We start from the raw sequence: 16973 nt of genomic DNA, 5'->3' as shown, positions 1-16973 counted from the left end.
CGCTCAGCCTCCGCCGCGGGGGCCGGAGCCGCCGTCGGCGCCTGCGCCCCCGCTCCTGGCTTCGCCTCCGCCCCCGCCTCCACCTGCCGCGCCGGGCTCCCCCTGATCCAGCCGCTCGACCATGCGGCGCGGGACCAGCGGGTCCGCCAGCCGGTCCAGCAGGCGGCCGCGATCGGCGTCGTCCAGCCCGGAATTCGCCCGCACCCGGTCCGCCAGCTCGGCGCGGCGCTCGGGGCTGAGCGTGACCATCTCGTCGCCCGGCCGAGGCCCGCCATCGGGGCTCGCCTCGCGGGTTTCGCCGCCGGAGAGCCCGGCCGTGGGCGCGCCGGCGCGCCGGGCGGCCCGCAGCGCCTCGTCGCCCGAGGCCGCCACCCGCGCCTTGATCCCGGGTCCGAGCTGCGGCTTGCGGATCGCCACGATGCGCGCGCCCCAGGGGGCCTCGGCGACGATCAGCGCGTCCCCTTCCCGGCGCAGGACGCGCAGCTGCCGCTCCTCCAGCCGGTCGTCGGCGTTGACCACCAGCACCCGCCCGTCCTCGGTCGCGGCGGCGGCGGGGATCGAGGCGACGCGGTCGAGCGCCGGCTCCTCCAGCGCGACGGAGACGAAATCGCCCTCGCGCATCAGGGCGCCGGCCTCCGGGTCCAGCCGGATGTAAAGCGTGCGCCCGGTGCCCGCGGCCCCGGTGGCCGCGCCGGCCCGCGCGAGGCGGCCGGTGACGAAAGCCCCGCCTTCGCGTCTCCGCGGCGGCGCCCCGACCGCAGCGCCCTCCCCCGGATCCCCCAGGCCCCGCGCTTGGGCGAGCGACACCCGCGCGGGCAGCGGACGCAGGCGGCCGGTCTCGTCCACCAGGCGGGCGAATTCGGCGTTGGTCACCCGGATGGCGGCCTCCAGCCGGGTCAGGTCCACCAGCGCGCCGAGCTTCTCGTTGACGTTCACCCGACGCCCGAGCACCGCCGCGACCTCCGTCACCAGCCCGTCGAAGGGCGCGCGCAGCACGGTTTCCTCCAGCGCCCGGGCGGCGTCGGCGCGGGCGAGTTCGGCGCGCGACAGCTCGATCCCGGCCTGGGCGGCGCGGGCCTGGGCGGCGGCCTGGGCCTGTTCGCGCGCGATCACCTGCTGTTCGGAGGCGGCCAGCGCCAGTTCCGCCACTTCGGCGTTGGCGGCCGCCCCGATCCCGCGCCGGCCGAGATCCGCCTGCCGCGCCGCCGCCGAGGCGCGCAGCTCGCGCTGATCCCGCGCCGCCTCCAGGTCGCGGGCGGCGAGGGCGAGCGCGGCCTGCGCGGCCGCGCGCTCGGTCCCGGCTTCGTCCAGCGCGATTTCCGCCCGGCGCAGGTCGGACCGGGCGTCGGCCGGGTCGATGCGGAACAGGACCTCCCCCTCGCGCACCGCGCCGCCGTCGAGAAAGGCCGGCGACAGTTCCGACAGCAGGCCGGCGCGGGCGGGGCGCAGCTCCAGCCGGCGGGCGCTTTCGATGGCGCCCCAGGCGCGCAGCTCCGGGCGCAGGCGGCCGGGTTCGACCGAGATCACCTCCACCGCGAAGGTCCGCTCGGCCGAGGCGCCGGGCCGTCCGCCGCCGGCGCCGCGGCCGGCGGCCTCCTCGCCTGCGTCCTGCATCCGCCACAGCCCCAGCGCCACCAGCCCCAGGGTCAGGACGGTGAGCAGGGCGCCGACGAGGCTGCGGGCGAGAAATCGCATGGCGTCTCCGGTTGCGGGCGGGCGGGCGGCGCGGCGGGGGAAAGCGCCCTCCGAGTCGCCCGGTTCCCGCAGTTCTACTCCGTGCAGCCCGCTCGCGGCGACAGTTGGGCGAGACCTGCGCGGACTTCTCTCACGCGGGTCTCACGCGGGCGCCCCGGCATCCCGGTTCTTCAACAGGCCGTGAGCGGCGGCGGCGGTTGATGCGCCGCCGCCTTGGGGCTAGGTCTGGGCCTGACCCGCCCCCCCTGCAAGGCCCGGCCCGATGGCCGTGCCGGAGGCCCCGCGATGACCGCTCCGATTGCGCAGACGACCCCGCCGCCGCTCCACATCCTGCTGGCCGCCCCCCGCGGCTTCTGCGCGGGCGTGGACCGGGCCATCAAGATCGTCGAGCTGGCGCTGGAGAAATGGGGCGCCCCCGTCTATGTGCGCCACGAGATCGTGCATAACCGCTACGTCGTCGACGGGCTGCGCGAGAAAGGCGCCGTCTTCGTCGAGGAGCTGGACGAATGCCCCCCGGACCGGCCGGTGGTGTTCTCCGCCCATGGCGTGCCCAAGTCGGTGCCCGCGGCGGCGGAGGCGCGTCAAATGCTGTTCGTCGACGCCACCTGCCCGCTCGTCTCCAAGGTCCATATCGAGGCCGAGCGTCACCACGCCGCCGGCCTGCAGATCGTGATGATCGGCCATGACGGCCACCCCGAGACCATCGGCACCATGGGCCAGCTTCCCGACGGCGAGGTCCTGCTGGTCGAGACCCCGGCCGATGTCGCGGGCCTGACGGTGCGCGATCCCTCCCGGCTGGCCTATGTGACGCAGACCACCCTCTCGGTCGACGATACCGCGGAGATCGCGGCCGCCCTGCGCGCCCGTTTCCCCGCCATCGTCGGGCCGCACAAGGAGGACATCTGCTACGCCACCACCAATCGCCAGGAATCGGTGAAGGAGATCGCGCCGCGGATCGACGCGCTGCTGGTGATCGGGGCGCCGAATTCGTCGAACTCGCGGCGGCTGGTCGAGGTCGGCAAGAAGGCCGGCTGCGCCTATTCCCAGCTTGTGCAGCGGGCCGCGGACATCGACTGGCGCTCGATCGAGGGGGTTCGCCGGGTCGGCGTCACCGCAGGCGCCTCCGCCCCCGAAGTGCTGGTGGAGGAAGTGCTGGACGCCTTCCGCGCGCGCTACGACGTGACGGTCGAAGTGGTCGAGACCGCGGTGGAGCGGGTCGAGTTCAAGCCGCCGCGCATCCTGCGCATGCCGGTCGAAGCCCGGTGAGCGCGCCCCGGGCCGCGGGTTTCACCGCGGATGCGCGAACGCTCGCCTATTACGACGCCAACGCCGCCGACTACGACGCCTGGTCCTCGCCCCGCGACGCCGCGCGCAGCGAGTCCGGGTCGCTGGCCCGGTTCCTCGCGGCGATGCCGGCGGGGGGGCGGGCGCTGGATCTCGGTTGCGGCGCCGGGCATTGGGCGGCGGCGATGATCGCGGCGGGGCTGGAGGTGCGGGCGCTGGACGCCTCCGCCGGGCTGGTCGCCGAGGCCCGCGCCAAGGGCGTGCCGGCGGAGCTCGGCCGCTTCGAGGACCTGGACGAGACCGCGGCTTTCGACGGCGCCTGGGTCAGCTTCAGCCTGCTGCACGCGCCGCTCGCCGCCTGGCCCGACGCGCTGGGCCGCATCGCCCGGGCGCTGCGCCCCGGCGGCGTGCTGTTCCTCGGGCTGAAGGAGGGCGAGGGCGAGACCCGCGACCGCCTCGGCCGCCGCTACAGCTATGTCAGCGCACCCGGCCTGCGGGCTCTTCTGGCCGAGGCCGGGTTCGGGACGGTGGAGATCGAGACCAGCCGCGAGACCGGCCGCGACGGGACCGAGACCGGCATCCTCCTGACCTTCGCCCGCCGAGCGGGAGGGGTCGGATGACCCTCGAATTCCTGCTGACCGCGCTGGTCGTGGTGATGATCCCCGGCACGGGGGCGATCTACACCATCGGCTGCGGGCTGACCCGCGGGCGCGCCGCCGCCATGGCCGCCGTCGCCGGCTGCACCGCCGCGGTGCTGGTCCACATGGCCGCGGCGCTGGCCGGGCTGGCGGCGCTGCTGCACGCGTCCTCGCTGCTGTTCGACGCGGTGAAATACGCCGGCGCCGCCTTCCTGCTGTGGATGGCCTGGCAGACCCTGCGCGAGACCGGGGCGCCGGCGGAGCCCGGCCCGGTGGCGGAGCGCTCGGTCGGCCGCATCGCCCTGCGCGGCGTGCTGATCAACCTGCTCAACCCCAAGCTGGCGATCTTCTTCGCGGCCTTCCTGCCGCAATTCGTGGACGCCGCCGCCCCCGACGCCGCCGCCCGCATGGCCGGGCTCGGCCTGGTCTTCACCGGGATGACGGCGGGGGTCTTCGCGCTTTACGGCCTGTTCGCGGCGCGCGCCCGGGCCTGGATCCTCGGGTCCGAGGCCGCGATGCGCTGGCTGCGCCGCGTCTTCGCCGCCTGTTTCGCGGGTCTCGGCCTGCGCCTCGCACTGGAAAGGGCCTGATCCGCATGGCCGACTATTTCGCCTATACCGACGGCGCCTGCTCCGGCAATCCGGGGCCGGGGGGCTGGGGCGCGCTGCTGGTGGCCAGCGTCGACGGCGCGGTGATCAAGGAGAAGGAGCTCAAGGGCGGCGCTCCCGACACCACCAACAACCGGATGGAGCTGATGGCCGCGATCTCGGCGCTGGAGACGCTGGCCAAGCCGGTGACGGTGACGGTGGTGACGGACTCCAACTACGTCAAAGGCGGCGTCACCGGCTGGATGCGCGGCTGGAAGCGCAACGGCTGGCTGACCGCGGACCGCAAGCCGGTGAAGAACGTGGATCTCTGGCAGCGTCTGGATGAGGCGCAGGCCCGCCACAAGGTCGTGTGGAAATGGGTGAAGGGCCATGCCGGCCATATCGAGAACGAGCGCGCCGATGCGCTGGCCCGCGCCGGCATGGCGCCGTTCAAGCCGGCGAAGAAGAAGCGGACGGCGGCGGGCTGACGGTTTCCGTCGGCGCGGGGGCGGGGTCCGGATCCCCCCGCCCGCAGAGCAGCCGGAAGTCGATCACCGAGACCTGGAAGTTCGTGTAGACCTTGTGCGTCCGGCAGCCGGTGGCCTGTCTGGCTGCGCGGCGGAAGCCGCGCACCAGCTCATCCGCCGGAACCCCGACCGCGGAGCCGAGACGGATCGCCTGGGCGCGGTCGTCCATCCGGTAGACGATGTAATCGACCCCCTCATAGGTCACCTCCCGCCGTTCCGCCCCCAGGAAGCGGGGGGAGGGCGTGTTGCAGCCCGCCACGGCGAGGCTCAGCAAAACGGCGATGGCGACAAGGCGCATGGCGAGGTCCGGAGAAAGGGCGCGCGGGCGCGGGCCTTCATCTCCGCACCCCTATGGTTAACAGCCGGTTTACGCCGCGCGCCTATGGCGGTTCCGCCCAGCGGAATGATAAGGTCGCATGACCGAAGCCGGCTTTCCCAGACCGGCGCGCCAAGGGAGCCCCTGCATGACCGCCGCCTACACCACCTTCACCATTGAGAAACGCGGCCGCGCCGACTGGCTGACGCTGAACCGGCCCGACCAGCTCAACGCCATCTCGTTGAAGATGGCCGAGGAGCTGGACGCCTATTTCGGCGCGCTCGCCACCGACCGGGAGACCCGCGTGGTGGTCATGCGCGGCGCCGGGCGCGCCTTCTGCGCCGGGCTCGACATCAAGGAGCGCGCGGGCCGCAACAAGGACGACGAGCCCTTCGGCGGCGGCTACGGCTTCCAGGGTCTGCTGGCCGGCGTCTACATCAAGATGCGCCGCTGCCCGCAGCCGATCCTCGCGCTGATCCAGGGCCCCGCGGCCGGCGGCGGCTTCGCCTTCGCGCTGGCCGCGGATATCCGCGTGGCGGGCGAGAGCGCCAGGATGAACGCGGCTTTCATCAAGCTCGGCCTCTCCTCCTGCGACATGGGGGTCAGCTACTTCCTGCCGCGGCTGGTCGGGGTCTCGGTGGCCTCGGAGCTGATGCTGACCGGGCGTTTCATCCACGCGCCCCGGGCGCTCGCCACCGGGCTGGTCTCCGAGGTCGTGCCCGACGAAAAGCTGGAGGAGGTGGGCGAGGGCTATGTGGCCGACATGCTCCGCGCCTCGCCCATGGGCCTGCGCCTGACCAAGGAGGGGCTGGGCCACGCGGTCGACGCCGCCAGCCTGGAGGCGGCCATGGGGATCGAGAACCGCAACCAGGTGCTCTGCGCCCAGAGCCCGGATTTCGCCGAAGGCCTGCGGGCGTTTCTCGAAAAGCGCGACCCGGTCTACGCGGGCTGAAACGCGAAAGGGCCCGGCGGAGATGCCGGGCCTCTTCTCGTCCGCTCAGGCGGTCATTCGCCCGGATGCGGCTTGGCGTAATCGGCCAGACGCGCCTCGGCCTCCGGGTCGATGCCCAGCTCGCCCCCGGACATCACGCCGGCGTCCGGGTCGGCGAAGACCTCCAGGTCCATCTGCTTTTCGCCCTTGGCCACGATGGCGGTCACCACCGCGTCGCCGGTGATGTTCACCGCGGTGCGGATCATGTCCATCAGCCGGTCCACGCCGAGGATCAGCGCGATGCCCTCGATGGGCAGGCCGACCTGGGTCAGCACCATGGTCAGCATCACCAGCCCCACGCCCGGCACGCCCGCCGTGCCGATCGAGGCCAGCACGGCCATGGCGATCACCGTCAGATACCCCCCGATCCCGAGGTCGATCCCGTAGACATTGGCCAGGAACACCGTGGCCACGCCCTGCATGATCGCGGTGCCGTCCATGTTGATGGTGGCGCCGAAGGGGATGGTGAAGGAGGCCACCGAGGTCTTGACCCCCATCCGCTCGGTCGTGCAGCGGTAGGTCACGGGGATGGTGGCGTTCGACGAGGCGGTGGAGAAGGCGAAGATCTGGGCGGGCCGGATCTTCGGGAGGAAGGCGAAGGGGTCGAGCCCCGAGAACACCTTCAGGAACAGCATCAGCGTCACGAAGAGATGCAGGAGCAGCGCCGCCGTCAGCGTGCCCACGTAAGCCAGCACGGGCAGGAACAGTCCGATGCCCTGCTCGGCGAACACCTTCGCGATCAGGCAGAACACGCCGATGGGCGCGAAGGCCATGACGATGCCGACGACCTTCATCATCAGCTCGTTCATGTATTCGCAGCCGGCGATGAAGCCCTTCGACTTGTCGCCCAGCATCAGGGCCGCCACGCCGACGAGGATGACGTAGAAGATGATCTGCAGCATCTCGCCGGAGGCCAGCGCGTTGATCGGGTTCGTCGGCACGATCGAGGCGAAGACGTTCCAGACCGTCGGCGCCTCCTTCGTGGTGATTCCCGAGGTGTCGACCCCGGTCATGTCGAAGCCCTTGCCCGGCCCGATGAGCAGCGCCAGCAGGATGGCGACCGCGATCGCCGTGGCCGTGGTCAGAATGTAGAGCCCGAAGGCGCGTCCGCCGACCCGGCCCAGCACGCGGATGTCTCCGATCCCCGCCACGCCGCAGATCAGCGAGAAGACCACCAGCGGAACCACAAGCATTTTCAGCGCGTTGACGAACATCTTGCCGATCATGGCGAAGAGCCCGCCGGCGATGTGCGCGTTGATGAAATCCGAGCCGATGGCGTTGAAGATCAACCCGGTGGCGAGGCCGAGGCCCATGCCGATCATCACCTTGGCGGTGAGCGAAAGTTTCTTCGAGGCGGTCTCGGCCAAGGCGGCGCCCTCCGTTGAAAAGACGTGGTTTGGAATTGTGACATGGTTTTCGGCGGCGACGTGGCAAATTTTCAGGACAACGAACCGAACGACGGAAGGGACGCTCCGGCGGCCGATGTCGACCCGGCGCGATGCGCGCACGGGGCGTGCGCCGGACCTGTGCCGGGCGAAGGACGGGGCCTTCGGGCCGCGCGCGCCTCCCAACGGGCTCCGCAACGCGAACGGACCGCGGACGACCTGGGTCGCCGCGGTCCGGTTGAGGCGTCGTCTGACCCCCGCGGAGGGGGGGCGGGAGGTTCAGCGGAAGGCGCGCTCGGCCTCGCGCTGCCGCTGCTTGGCCACCCAGGCGTCGCGGGCGGCGTAGGGATCGTCGGCGCAGGCGCCCTCGGGCCAGATGTCGACCAGCAGGTCGAAGCTGACATTCGCGAAGCCGATCCAGTCATTGTAGGAATGATGGTGCTCGAACCACTCCTTCAGCTCGGTCGGCAGGCGGGCGGCGACCATCTCGGTGTATTCCTGGCTGCGCACGAGGCCGAGATGGCTGGCGGCGTGCGGCGAGAACACGGCGTTCTCGGTGTAGCAGGCGTTGTCGGCCCCGAAGGCCGCGAAGGCGTCGGCCGAGATCACCTGGCCGTCGATGACGATCTTCTTGCCCTGATCCTGCCAGGCGTCGTAGCGGTCGAAAATCGGATAGACGAGACCGCCGCCTCCGAAGGCGATGCGCACTTCTTCGGGCGTTTCATTATACGCGGTCGAGGTGCAGGCGCCGAGAAGACCGGCGATGGCGAGTAGAACAAACTTCTTCATGTGAGACCACCCCTGGCTCGTGTTCCGTTGAGCCGTGTATAGGGGGGAGGGTCTTAACGAGAACTTCTCGGGGCCTGGCCGCTTGTTCGCGAGTTTAGGTTATGCGTTGGTGAAGTGTTCGTATGCGAGCGGTGAATATTGGGGACGGAGCGGGAACAGTTGGGGAACACGGGGGCGCGGCGCAGCCGGAGGATGGGCCGGGGTCGTCGTATCGGCGGGATGGGGGGCGTTGGGGGCGCGAGGCGACGTCGAAAGCGCCGCTCGGGCGGGTCGGAGAGTAAGGCGGGTGTGGGAGCGCCATTGGTGTGGGTGGGGAAGGGCGATAAACAGATTCAAGATTAGTCTAAAAATTGAACCGCATCGTCAGCATGGGTCAAAGACCATCGCATATAAAATTTAAGAAATGGATCTACCAAATACAATATATCGTCAACATATTCGAGGACAGGCTCCCCCTCAATTTTGCTTTTAGCAATTTTATGCATATGACCTAGAGCATTTGTAATCTGATTTTTCTGAGGCATGTGTGCTTCTTGCAATATTTCCTGCAAAGCAGATCGTATTTCATTATAAGATATTTCACTTTTGGGGCCAGTTTTCGCCACCGCTATTAGGATAGCCTCGTACAAATCAACGGCCTTTTCGCTATTCCGAAGCCTTCTAGGTAGGCGGTCAGTGCGCTGCTGTGGCCCTCGAGAAAGTCTAGAAAAGGCGGTGAGGCCAAACTGTTTCGCAACTGAACTATATATTTCAGTTCGGCGAGCTCTGGAAGGATTAAATGAGCGGCGCGAGGCCAACGTTTTTATGACGTCGTAGTCCGTGCAAAGACGGCTGCAAAATCGCTGCATTAAAAGCGGACTACCAAAAGATTCGTTTGCAAATTCACTTAGTATTGCTTCCGGTACGTCGATATTCAGCGCTGGAAAGCCCTTTGCGCCAATTTTTTTTAGGTCCTCTTTATCCCAGGTGGGGATTTCGACATGAGCAAATCGCCCTTCCATCTCCCGCTCAACGCTGATTGCGTCAAACGCGTGATGAGGAGCAGCAATCAAGATCGCCCCAAATCCCAAAAAGATCTCAGATTTTAGAGAGCGTACAACCTCCTTTTGCACAGCAAGAGGCATGTAGTGAAAGTCATCAACAATCAGCGTCACTTCATTTTTTTCATGAAATCGAGAAGAAATTTTCTGCTAGATCTAGCAAATTTTATTGACTCTCCACTCTCAATTTTCGCCTTTATGCTGATAATATTGCTAAACCCAGCTCCGAGCGATGATGAATCTGTTGTAGAATACTCCGCTGGTAAGTCTAATTCGTCTAAAATATGCTTCCAAAAGTCATCGCTGTCATAAATCTGACCGCCGGGGACCCACAAAGATTTGCTTTCTGCGAGAACTTTATTGCAAAGAACGGTCTTCCCCGATTTAGTCGGGCCGGTTACGCAAATCAGCTTATATCCTTCGCTTATTTCACGCTGGAGGTCACCCGCAAGGTTTAAATGCTCACGGTCAACATAGGTTAGGCGGGGCATTCCGCCGGCAATAAAAACGTCCCTTAATTTAGCCATAGTCTAACCATCCATCTTCAGCGCATTAATAAACGCCTCCTGCGGGATCTCCACCTTCCCGAACTGGCGCATCTTCTTCTTGCCGGCCTTCTGCTTGTCCAGCAGCTTGCGCTTGCGGGTCGCGTCGCCGCCATAGCACTTGGCCGTCACGTCCTTGCGCATCGCCCGGATCGTCTCGCGCGCGATCACACGTCCGCCGATGGCCGCCTGCACGGGCACCTTGAACATGTGCGGGGGGATCAGCTCCTTGAGCTTCTCGCACATGGCGCGGCCGCGCATCTCGGCCCGGTCCCGGTGCACGATGGTCGACAGCGCGTCCACCGGCTCGTCGTTCACCAGGATCGACATCTTCACCAGGTTCTCGGCCCGGTAGCCCTCGATCTGGTAGTCGAAGGACGCGTAGCCCTTGGTGACGCTCTTCAGACGGTCGTAGAAGTCGAACACCACCTCGTTCAGCGGCAGGTCGTAGACCACCATCGCCCGCGTCCCGGCATAGGTCAGGTCGCGCTGCTGGCCGCGGCGGTCCTCGCACAGCTTCAGCACCGCGCCGAGGAATTCGTCCGGCACCAGGATCGTGGCCTTGATCCAGGGCTCCTGGATCTCCTCGATATGGGTCGGGTCGGGCATGTCGGCGGGGTTGTGCATCTCCCGAACCGATCCGTCGCGCATGACCAGGCGATAGACCACCGAGGGCGCGGTGGTGATCAGGTCGATGTCGTATTCACGCTCCAGCCGGTCCCGGATCACCTCCAGGTGCAGGAGGCCGAGGAAGCCGCAGCGGAAGCCAAAGCCGAGCGCGGCCGAGGTCTCCATCTCCGAGGAGAAGGAGGCGTCGTTCAGGGCCAGCTTCTCGATCGCCTCGCGCATGTCCTCGAAATCGGCGGCGTCCACCGGGAACATGCCGCAGAACACCACCGGGATGGAGGGTTTGAAGCCCGGCAGCATCTCGGCGCAGGGCTTCTTCTCATGGGTGATGGTGTCGCCGACGCGGGTGTCGCGGACCTGCTTGATCGAGGCGGTGAGGAAGCCCAGTTCGCCCGGGCCGAGCTCCTGCCATTCCTTCATGACGGGGGAGAACACGCCCACCCGGTCGACCTGGTAGTCGGCCTTGGTGGACATCATCCGGATCTTGTCGCCCTTTTTCAGGACGCCGTCGCGGATGCGCACCAGCACCACCACGCCGAGATAGGCGTCGTACCAGCTGTCCACCAGCATGGCCTTGAGCGGGGCGTCACGGTCGCCGGTCGGGGCGGGGAGGCGGGTGACGATGGCCTCCAGCACGTCGGGAATGCCGAGGCCGGACTTGGCGGAGATCATCACCGAATGCTCGGCGTCGATGCCGATGACGTCCTCGATCTGCTCCTTCACCCGGTCGGGCTCGGCGGCGGGGAGGTCGATCTTGTTGAGAACCGGCACGATCTCGTGGTTGGCGTCGATGGCCTGGTAGACATTGGCCAGCGTCTGCGCCTCGACCCCCTGGGAGGCGTCGACCACCAGCAGCGAGCCCTCGACCGCGCGCATGGAGCGGGAGACCTCGTAGGCGAAGTCGACATGGCCGGGGGTGTCGATGAGGTTCAGGACGTAATCCAGGCCATCGGCCGCGGTGTAGTTCAGGCGCACGGTCTGCGCCTTGATGGTGATGCCGCGCTCCCGCTCCAGCTCCATGGAGTCGAGCACCTGCTCCTTCATCTCGCGATCCGTCAGCCCGCCGGTGATCTGGATCAGCCGGTCGGCGAGGGTGGATTTTCCGTGGTCGATATGGGCCACGATCGAGAAGTTGCGGATTCGGGAAAGCTCGGTCATGGACAGGCTTTTGAGGCCGCTCGCGGGGCGCGTCAAGCGGCGTGCGAAAGCCGTGCCGGGCGGGCCCGCATGATCCGTGCGCGGAAGGGCGTGACCGTGGCCGGATAGACGCGCCCCAAGCGGTTGCGCGGGCGCCGCGCCGGGCGGGCTCGGGCGCGGAAGCGGGACGGATCGCCGGGATGCGGAAATCCGGAGGCGGCCCGGCGACCGCGCGGCGCGCGCCGCGGCGACATGGGACGCGCGCCGGCCTTCGGAAGGATCGACCCCGGGCGCGGCGCAGGTTAATCTCTCGGTTAAATCGATGCGGGCGCCGACCCGCAGCGGGACCATAGGGAGGACGACCATGGAATTCGACGACGTCATCAAGGGCCGCCGCAGCACCCGCGGCTTTCTGGACAAGCCGGTGCCCCGCGCGCTGGTCGAGGAGGTGATCGGGCTGGCCACGCGCGCCCCGTCCTCGATGAACACCCAGCCCTGGCACCTGCACGTCGTGACCGGCGACGCGCTGGACAAGATCCGCGCCGGCAACTCGGAGCGCAACCTCGCCGGCGTGCCGCCGAGCCGCGAGATCCCGACCCATGGCAAATACGAGGGCGTGCATCGCGACCGGCAGGTCGGCATCGCCAAGCAGCTTTTCGCCGCCATGGGGATCGAGCGTCACGACGCCGAGCGCCGGCAGGACTGGGTGATGCGCGGCTTCCGCCAGTTCGACGCGCCGGTCTCCATCGTCGTGTGCTTCGACAAGGACCTGGGCGAGAAGGGCGACGCCATCGCCCATTTCGACCTCGGCGCGGTGACCTTCGGGCTGGTCTCGGCCGCCTGGTCGCGGGGCCTGGGCTGCGTGATCAACGGCCAGGGCATCATGCAGTCGCCGGTGGTGCGCGAACATGCCCGCATCCCCGACGATCAGCTCATCATGACCTGCGTGGCCATGGGCTTCCCCAACCCGGATTTCCCGGCGAATTCGGTGATCTCCACCCGCCGCCCGGTGGAGGAGGTCGCGACCTTCGTCGGCTGGGACGAGACCGCGGACGCCGCCGCCGGCTGAGGGGGGGCCGGGACACGACGCTCCGTCACCGGGTCGGGCCTTCGGGACTGTCCGCGAAGGGGAGACGGAGCGTCCTCCCGGCTTTCCTTGTTTCCGGAACGCCGGTTGGCGATCTTGAGGGAGGCGCCCGTCCCAGGGGCGCCCCCGCATCAGGAGCCGCCATGACCCCCGACTTTCCCCGAACCGACCCCGCGCGCCCCATCGCGGGGGGCGCCCGCATCGGCCATGTGCACCTGAAGGTCGCGTCGCTGGACCGGATGCTGGATTTCTATTGCGGCGTGCTCGGCTTCGAGCTGACCCAGCGCTACGGGACGCAGACGGCCTTCGTCGCGGCCGGGGGCTATCACCACCATATCGGCTTCAACACCTGGGAAAGCGCCGGGGGCAAGCCGCCGCCGGCGGGGACCACGGGGCTTTACCATCTCGCCATCCTGTATCCGGAGCGCCGGGACCTGGCCGACGCGCTGTCGCGGCTGGCGGCGGCGGGGGCGACGCTGGACGGCGCCTCCGATCATGGGGTCAGCGAGGCGCTGTATCTCACGGATCCGGAGGGCAACGGGGTCGAGCTGTACTGGGACCGGCCCGAGGCCGACTGGCCCCGCGCCCCCGACGGCGCGCTGGCGATGACCACCGGCCGGCTGGACCTGCGGGCGCTGCTGGGCGAACTGGACGGCTGAGGCGCGGGAGATGCGCCCGGAAACCCCGGCGCGCTTCATCATCCGTCGCAACGTTTGATCCAGATCAAAGGATGAAAGACGCAACGAAAGCATATTGTTGCGCGTAGAGCGTTTTTCGCTCATCCTCATTCCGGACCAACGACATGAACGCCGGGGCCCGCGCCATGCCGCTCGATTCCACAAATCTCGCCCGCATGCGCGAGATGCTGCATATCCTGCGGCGCGACGCGCCCGACGCCTCCACTGATTTCTATCAGGCGCTGTTCGAGCGGGCGCCGGAGCTGCGCACGCTGTTCCGCGATTCGGACCTGGCGGGGCAGGGGCGCAAGTTCATGGCCATGCTCGGCCTGCTGGTCGACGCCTGCGAGGATTACGGGCGGCTGGGGAACGAGATCCGGGAGCTTGGGCGCGGACATGCCGCCTACGGGGTCGAGGCCCGCTTTTTCCCCCCGATGGAAGAGGCGCTGATCGACACCATGCGCAGCAATCTGGGCGAGCGCTTCACGCCGGAGCTCGAGGCCGACTGGCGCAAGCTTTACGCGATCGTGGCCAATGAGATGATGTCCCCCGACAGCTGATCAGCCCTTGCGGAGACGCGCGACGAGCCCGTCGGCGGCCGCCTCCAGCATGTCCAGCACCCGCTCGAACCCGGCGTCGCCGCCGTAATAGGGGTCCGGAACCTCCTGCCCGCGGGGGCCGGGGGCCTGATCGCGCATCAGCTCCAGCCCCGCAGGGGCGCCGGCGGGGCGGAGACGCGAGAGCGCGTCGAGATTGGCGCGGTCCATGGCGAGCACCAGGTCGAACGCCTCGAAATCCCGCGGGCGGACCTGGCGGGCGCGCAGGCCGGTCAGGTCGATCCCCCGCTTGCGGGCGGCGGCGGTCATGCGCCGGTCCGGCGGGTCGCCCGCATGCCAGTCGCCGGTTCCCGCGCTGTCGAGCGTGACCGAGAGCCCCGCGGCCTCGGCCCGGGCGCGCATCACGCCCTCGGCGGCGGGAGAGCGGCAGATATTGCCGAGGCAGACGAAGAGCAGGCGGGTCATGCGGGCTCCGGGCGCTGGGGCGGGTTTCGGGGGGCGGCGCGGCCGTGCCATGCTGGCCCCGGCGCCGGGCGGGCGCAACCGGGCGACAGGGGAGGAGCGCCATGACGGGACCCGAGATCGTGATCCTGACCGGGGCGGGGGTGTCGGCCGAGAGCGGGCTGGGCACGTTCCGCGACCTGGGCGGGCTGTGGACGAAGGTGCGGTTGGAGGACGTGGCGACGCCCGAAGCCTTCGCCCGCGACCCGGACATGGTGCTGGACTTCTACAACGCCCGCCGCGCCAACGCCCGCGCGGCCGAGGCCAACGCCGCCCATCACGCGCTGGCGCGGTTGCAGGCGGCGCGGCCGGGAGAGGTGCTGATCGTGACCCAGAACGTCGACGACCTGCATGAGCGGGCCGGCGCGCTGGCCGGGGCCGATCCCGCCGACCTGATCCATATTCACGGGGAATTCGCCAAGGCGCTCTGCGCGGGGTGCGACCATCGCTGGCCGTCGGGGGATGCGCCGATGACGACCGCCTCGACCTGCCCCGCCTGCGGCGCGGCGCGGGTGCGGCCGGACGTGGTGTGGTTCGGGGAGATGCCCTACCGGATGGAGGAGATCTATGCCGCGCTGGGCCAATGCGCGCTGTTCGTCTCCATCGGCACGTCCGGCGCGGTCTACCCGGCGGCGGGCTTCGTGGCGGAGGCGCGGGCCGCGGGGGCCGATACGCTGGAGCTGAACCTGGAGCCCTCGGAAGGCGCGTCGTATTTCCGCGAATCCCGCCATGGCAAGGCGACGGAGATCGTGCCCGCCTGGGTCGAGGCGCTGCTGGCGGGGGGCTGACCCCCGCGCCGGGGGGGCGCGGGAGCCGGGGTCGGGCCTCAGTCGGCCTTCTTCATGTCGTCATGCTTCATGTCGCCGTGGCCCATCTTGCCGTGATCCATCGGGGCGTCCTGGCGTTCGTTGTCGACGGTGACCTCGACCACCTGCTCGGTCCCGTCATCGAAGACCAGCGTCAGCGGGAAGCTCGCGCCCTGCGCCAGCGGCGCGGTCAGGCCCATCAGCATCACGTGGTCGCCGCCGCGCTGCAACGGGGCCATGCCCTGGGCGGGGATCTCGATGGCGTCGACCTGGCGCATCCGGGCGATGCCGTCCTGCATCAGGTGGGTGTGCAGCTCGGTCTTGCGGGCGACGTTGGAGCGGGCCTCGACCAGTTTCACCGGCTCGGCGGAGGGGTTGCGCAGCACGAAGAACACGCCCCCGACCTTGGGGTTGGAGGAGCGCGCATAGGCGTCGTCCACCATGATGTCGGCGGCGAAACCCGGCAGGGCGGAGAGCGCGAAGGCGGCGAGCGCGGCCGGAGCCGTGAGGGTGCGGAACATGGGGTGTCTCCCGTAAGTCTCTGAGATTCGGTTGGAATGGGCTCAGAGCGGGCGGGGAGGCGCGCGCGATCGGGGCCTTGGCGCGGCGCGGCCGAGAGGGGCGCGGCCCGGCGGCAGGCGCCGGCGCAGGCGGGCCGCGGCGATCCGGCGGGCGGGGGCGCGGGCCGGGTCGGCGGCGCGGTCGACCGCGGCGAGGCAGCAGTCGAGACAATCCATGTGAGAGGCGGGCGCGGAGGGGCCGTCGACCCCGGGCGCCCCCCCCGTGGGGTCCGCCAGCGTGGGGTCCGCCAGCGTGGGATCAGCCGGCGCGGGGTCCGCCAGCATGGCGACTCCGCCGCCGCAGAGCGGCAGGACCCATTCGCCGGCCAGCGGCGTCCCCCCCGCGCCGGTCGGCATCGGCGACGCGCGCAGGGCCACGGCCTGCAGGGACAGCAGGCAGATCAGCAGCGCGCGAAGCAGGATCCCGGTCATGCCCGCGCTTCTACCCGCTCCCGCCCCATATGGCGAGCGGCGGGACGGCGGCGGGGCGACGCGGCGCACATGAAGAAACCCGGCCCGCGATTGGTGCGGGCCGGGTTCGAAATCATCGGCGATGGGCGCGCAGCCCGAACCGGGAAGCTCAGGCCGCGGGGGCCTGGGACTTCTCGATATCGCGCTTGACCTTCAGCGCCTTGGGCGACAGCTCACGGTCGAGGGCCTTCGCGAGGTAGGCGTCGAGCCCGCCGCGATGGTCCACCGACCGCAGGGTCGAGGCGGCGACGCGGAACTTGAAGCTCCGGCCGAGGGCCTCGCTCTGCAGCGTGACGTCGTTCAGGTTCGGCAGGAACCGGCGGTTGGTCTTGATGTTCGAGTGGCTCACATTGTGGCCGGTCATCACGCCCTTGCCGGAGAGCTCGCAGCGACGGGACATATCTTTCGCCCTTCGGGTTGGTGTTCGCAACGTAAGAACGCGCCGGTCGGAGGTTCCGCACGGCGCGCCGGAATAAGAGGCGCTTCCAATAGCGAGTCGCGGTCCCCCCGTCAACATGGCCCGTCAAGATGCCGCCGCCGGACCGGGGGGCGGAGGCGACGCGCTCCGGGCCGCCGCGCCTCGCGCCGCGTCGGCCCCGATGACCGGCGCATGACCGCGGCACGCAGGTCACGCCCTGCGCAAAGCGGTTGAACCTTGGCCCGCAAGCGCTTGCGCCGCGGTGGGGTTTCCGCGTTTCGTGGGCCGCGTCGCGCCGGCCCCCGTTCCCCTTCAATCGCCGTCGCCGTGACCTC

The 16973-nt window shown here is 69.1% G+C and carries 20 protein-coding genes; 9 read left to right on the top strand and 11 right to left on the bottom strand.

What is annotated here, in order from left to right; genetic code table 11:
- Nucleotides 1-3: 3 nt before the first annotated feature.
- Complete coding sequence (locus tag BLV24_RS11130) at nt 4-1695, bottom strand: efflux RND transporter periplasmic adaptor subunit (protein WP_092681657.1); 1692 nt, start codon at nt 1693-1695, stop codon at nt 4-6.
- Nucleotides 1696-1980: 285 nt separating this feature from the next.
- On the opposite strand from BLV24_RS11130, the gene ispH reads away from it, so the two are divergent.
- Genes ispH through rnhA form a run of 4 tightly spaced genes read left to right on the top strand, consistent with a single transcriptional unit; the run spans nt 1981 to nt 4692 of the window.
- Nucleotides 1981-2961, top strand: a complete 981-nt coding sequence (ispH, locus tag BLV24_RS11125) for a 4-hydroxy-3-methylbut-2-enyl diphosphate reductase (protein ID WP_092681655.1) — start codon at nt 1981-1983, stop codon at nt 2959-2961.
- Nucleotides 2958-3599 carry a class I SAM-dependent DNA methyltransferase gene (locus BLV24_RS11120; protein ID WP_245710511.1) on the top strand — a complete coding sequence of 214 codons (642 nt, stop codon included), beginning with the start codon at nt 2958-2960 and terminating at the stop codon, nt 3597-3599. The genes ispH and BLV24_RS11120 overlap by 4 nt, the downstream gene beginning before the upstream one ends.
- Complete coding sequence (locus BLV24_RS11115; protein ID WP_092681653.1) at nt 3596-4207, top strand: LysE family translocator; 612 nt, start codon at nt 3596-3598, stop codon at nt 4205-4207. Before BLV24_RS11120 ends, BLV24_RS11115 begins: the two co-directional genes overlap by 4 nt.
- 5 nt (nt 4208-4212) lie before the next feature.
- A complete protein-coding gene (rnhA, locus tag BLV24_RS11110; protein ID WP_092681651.1) occupies nt 4213-4692 on the top strand; it encodes a ribonuclease HI in 480 nt (159 codons plus the stop codon).
- Here the strand turns inward: rnhA and BLV24_RS11105 are convergent.
- Nucleotides 4655-5029 carry a hypothetical protein gene (locus tag BLV24_RS11105; protein ID WP_092681649.1) on the bottom strand — a complete coding sequence of 125 codons (375 nt, stop codon included), beginning with the start codon at nt 5027-5029 and terminating at the stop codon, nt 4655-4657. The two genes, rnhA and BLV24_RS11105, sit on opposite strands and share 38 nt — an antisense overlap.
- 166 nt (nt 5030-5195) lie before the next feature.
- On the opposite strand from BLV24_RS11105, the gene BLV24_RS11100 reads away from it, so the two are divergent.
- The gene (locus tag BLV24_RS11100; RefSeq protein WP_092681647.1) at nt 5196-5999 is read left to right on the top strand and encodes an enoyl-CoA hydratase/isomerase family protein; all 804 of its coding nucleotides are present in this window, start codon (nt 5196-5198) and stop codon (nt 5997-5999) included.
- Nucleotides 6000-6052: 53 nt separating this feature from the next.
- Here the strand turns inward: BLV24_RS11100 and BLV24_RS11095 are convergent, their stop codons facing one another.
- The 5 genes from BLV24_RS11095 to lepA all read right to left on the bottom strand — a co-directional run bounded on the left by BLV24_RS11095 (nt 6053) and on the right by lepA (nt 11582).
- Nucleotides 6053-7405 carry a dicarboxylate/amino acid:cation symporter gene (locus BLV24_RS11095; RefSeq protein WP_245710510.1) on the bottom strand — a complete coding sequence of 451 codons (1353 nt, stop codon included), beginning with the start codon at nt 7403-7405 and terminating at the stop codon, nt 6053-6055.
- Between the two features lie 297 nt (nt 7406-7702).
- Entirely contained in the window at nt 7703-8212 is a 510-nt protein-coding gene (locus BLV24_RS11090) for a hypothetical protein (protein WP_092681645.1), read from the bottom strand.
- A gap of 338 nt (nt 8213-8550) precedes the next feature.
- Entirely contained in the window at nt 8551-9366 is an 816-nt protein-coding gene (locus BLV24_RS21570) for a hypothetical protein (protein ID WP_143040295.1), read from the bottom strand.
- Nucleotides 9363-9779 (bottom strand): hypothetical protein, encoded by a 417-nt coding sequence (locus BLV24_RS21565; RefSeq protein WP_143040294.1) that lies wholly within the window; start codon nt 9777-9779, stop codon nt 9363-9365. Before BLV24_RS21565 ends, BLV24_RS21570 begins: the two co-directional genes overlap by 4 nt.
- A 3-nt stretch (nt 9780-9782) precedes the next feature.
- On the bottom strand, nt 9783-11582 hold the full coding sequence (gene lepA / locus BLV24_RS11085) for a translation elongation factor 4 (RefSeq protein ID WP_092681643.1): 1800 nt from the start codon (nt 11580-11582) through the stop codon (nt 9783-9785).
- Between the two features lie 343 nt (nt 11583-11925).
- On the opposite strand from lepA, the gene BLV24_RS11080 reads away from it, so the two are divergent.
- The 3 genes from BLV24_RS11080 to BLV24_RS11070 all read left to right on the top strand — a co-directional run bounded on the left by BLV24_RS11080 (nt 11926) and on the right by BLV24_RS11070 (nt 13885).
- Nucleotides 11926-12630: a nitroreductase gene (locus BLV24_RS11080; protein ID WP_092681641.1), complete on the top strand. Its 705-nt coding sequence runs from the start codon at nt 11926-11928 to the stop codon at nt 12628-12630.
- Between the two features lie 161 nt (nt 12631-12791).
- Nucleotides 12792-13307: a VOC family protein gene (locus BLV24_RS11075; protein WP_092681639.1), complete on the top strand. Its 516-nt coding sequence runs from the start codon at nt 12792-12794 to the stop codon at nt 13305-13307.
- Nucleotides 13308-13450: 143 nt separating this feature from the next.
- The gene (locus BLV24_RS11070) at nt 13451-13885 is read left to right on the top strand and encodes a globin domain-containing protein (protein WP_092681637.1); all 435 of its coding nucleotides are present in this window, start codon (nt 13451-13453) and stop codon (nt 13883-13885) included.
- Here the strand turns inward: BLV24_RS11070 and BLV24_RS11065 are convergent, their stop codons facing one another.
- Nucleotides 13886-14347 carry a low molecular weight protein-tyrosine-phosphatase gene (locus tag BLV24_RS11065; protein ID WP_092681635.1) on the bottom strand — a complete coding sequence of 154 codons (462 nt, stop codon included), beginning with the start codon at nt 14345-14347 and terminating at the stop codon, nt 13886-13888.
- Between the two features lie 101 nt (nt 14348-14448).
- Here BLV24_RS11065 and BLV24_RS11060 point away from each other — a divergent pair, with 101 nt between their 5' ends.
- A complete protein-coding gene (locus BLV24_RS11060) occupies nt 14449-15171 on the top strand; it encodes an NAD-dependent deacylase (protein ID WP_092681633.1) in 723 nt (240 codons plus the stop codon).
- 38 nt (nt 15172-15209) lie between these two features.
- On the opposite strand, the gene BLV24_RS11055 is transcribed toward BLV24_RS11060, so the two are convergent.
- The 3 genes from BLV24_RS11055 to rpmB all read right to left on the bottom strand — a co-directional run bounded on the left by BLV24_RS11055 (nt 15210) and on the right by rpmB (nt 16620).
- On the bottom strand, nt 15210-15710 hold the full coding sequence (locus BLV24_RS11055; RefSeq protein ID WP_092681631.1) for a copper chaperone PCu(A)C: 501 nt from the start codon (nt 15708-15710) through the stop codon (nt 15210-15212).
- A gap of 42 nt (nt 15711-15752) precedes the next feature.
- Nucleotides 15753-16181, bottom strand: a complete 429-nt coding sequence (locus BLV24_RS11050; RefSeq protein WP_092681629.1) for a hypothetical protein — start codon at nt 16179-16181, stop codon at nt 15753-15755.
- Between the two features lie 148 nt (nt 16182-16329).
- On the bottom strand, nt 16330-16620 hold the full coding sequence (gene rpmB, locus BLV24_RS11045) for a 50S ribosomal protein L28 (RefSeq protein WP_092681627.1): 291 nt from the start codon (nt 16618-16620) through the stop codon (nt 16330-16332).
- Between the last annotated feature and the right edge of the window lie 353 nt (nt 16621-16973).

Source organism: Albimonas donghaensis (assembly GCF_900106695.1).
Classification (GTDB): domain Bacteria; phylum Pseudomonadota; class Alphaproteobacteria; order Rhodobacterales; family Rhodobacteraceae; genus Albimonas; species Albimonas donghaensis.
The sequence above is the reverse complement of the archived record's forward strand: the minus strand, read 5'-3'. Positions and strand labels throughout refer to the sequence as shown.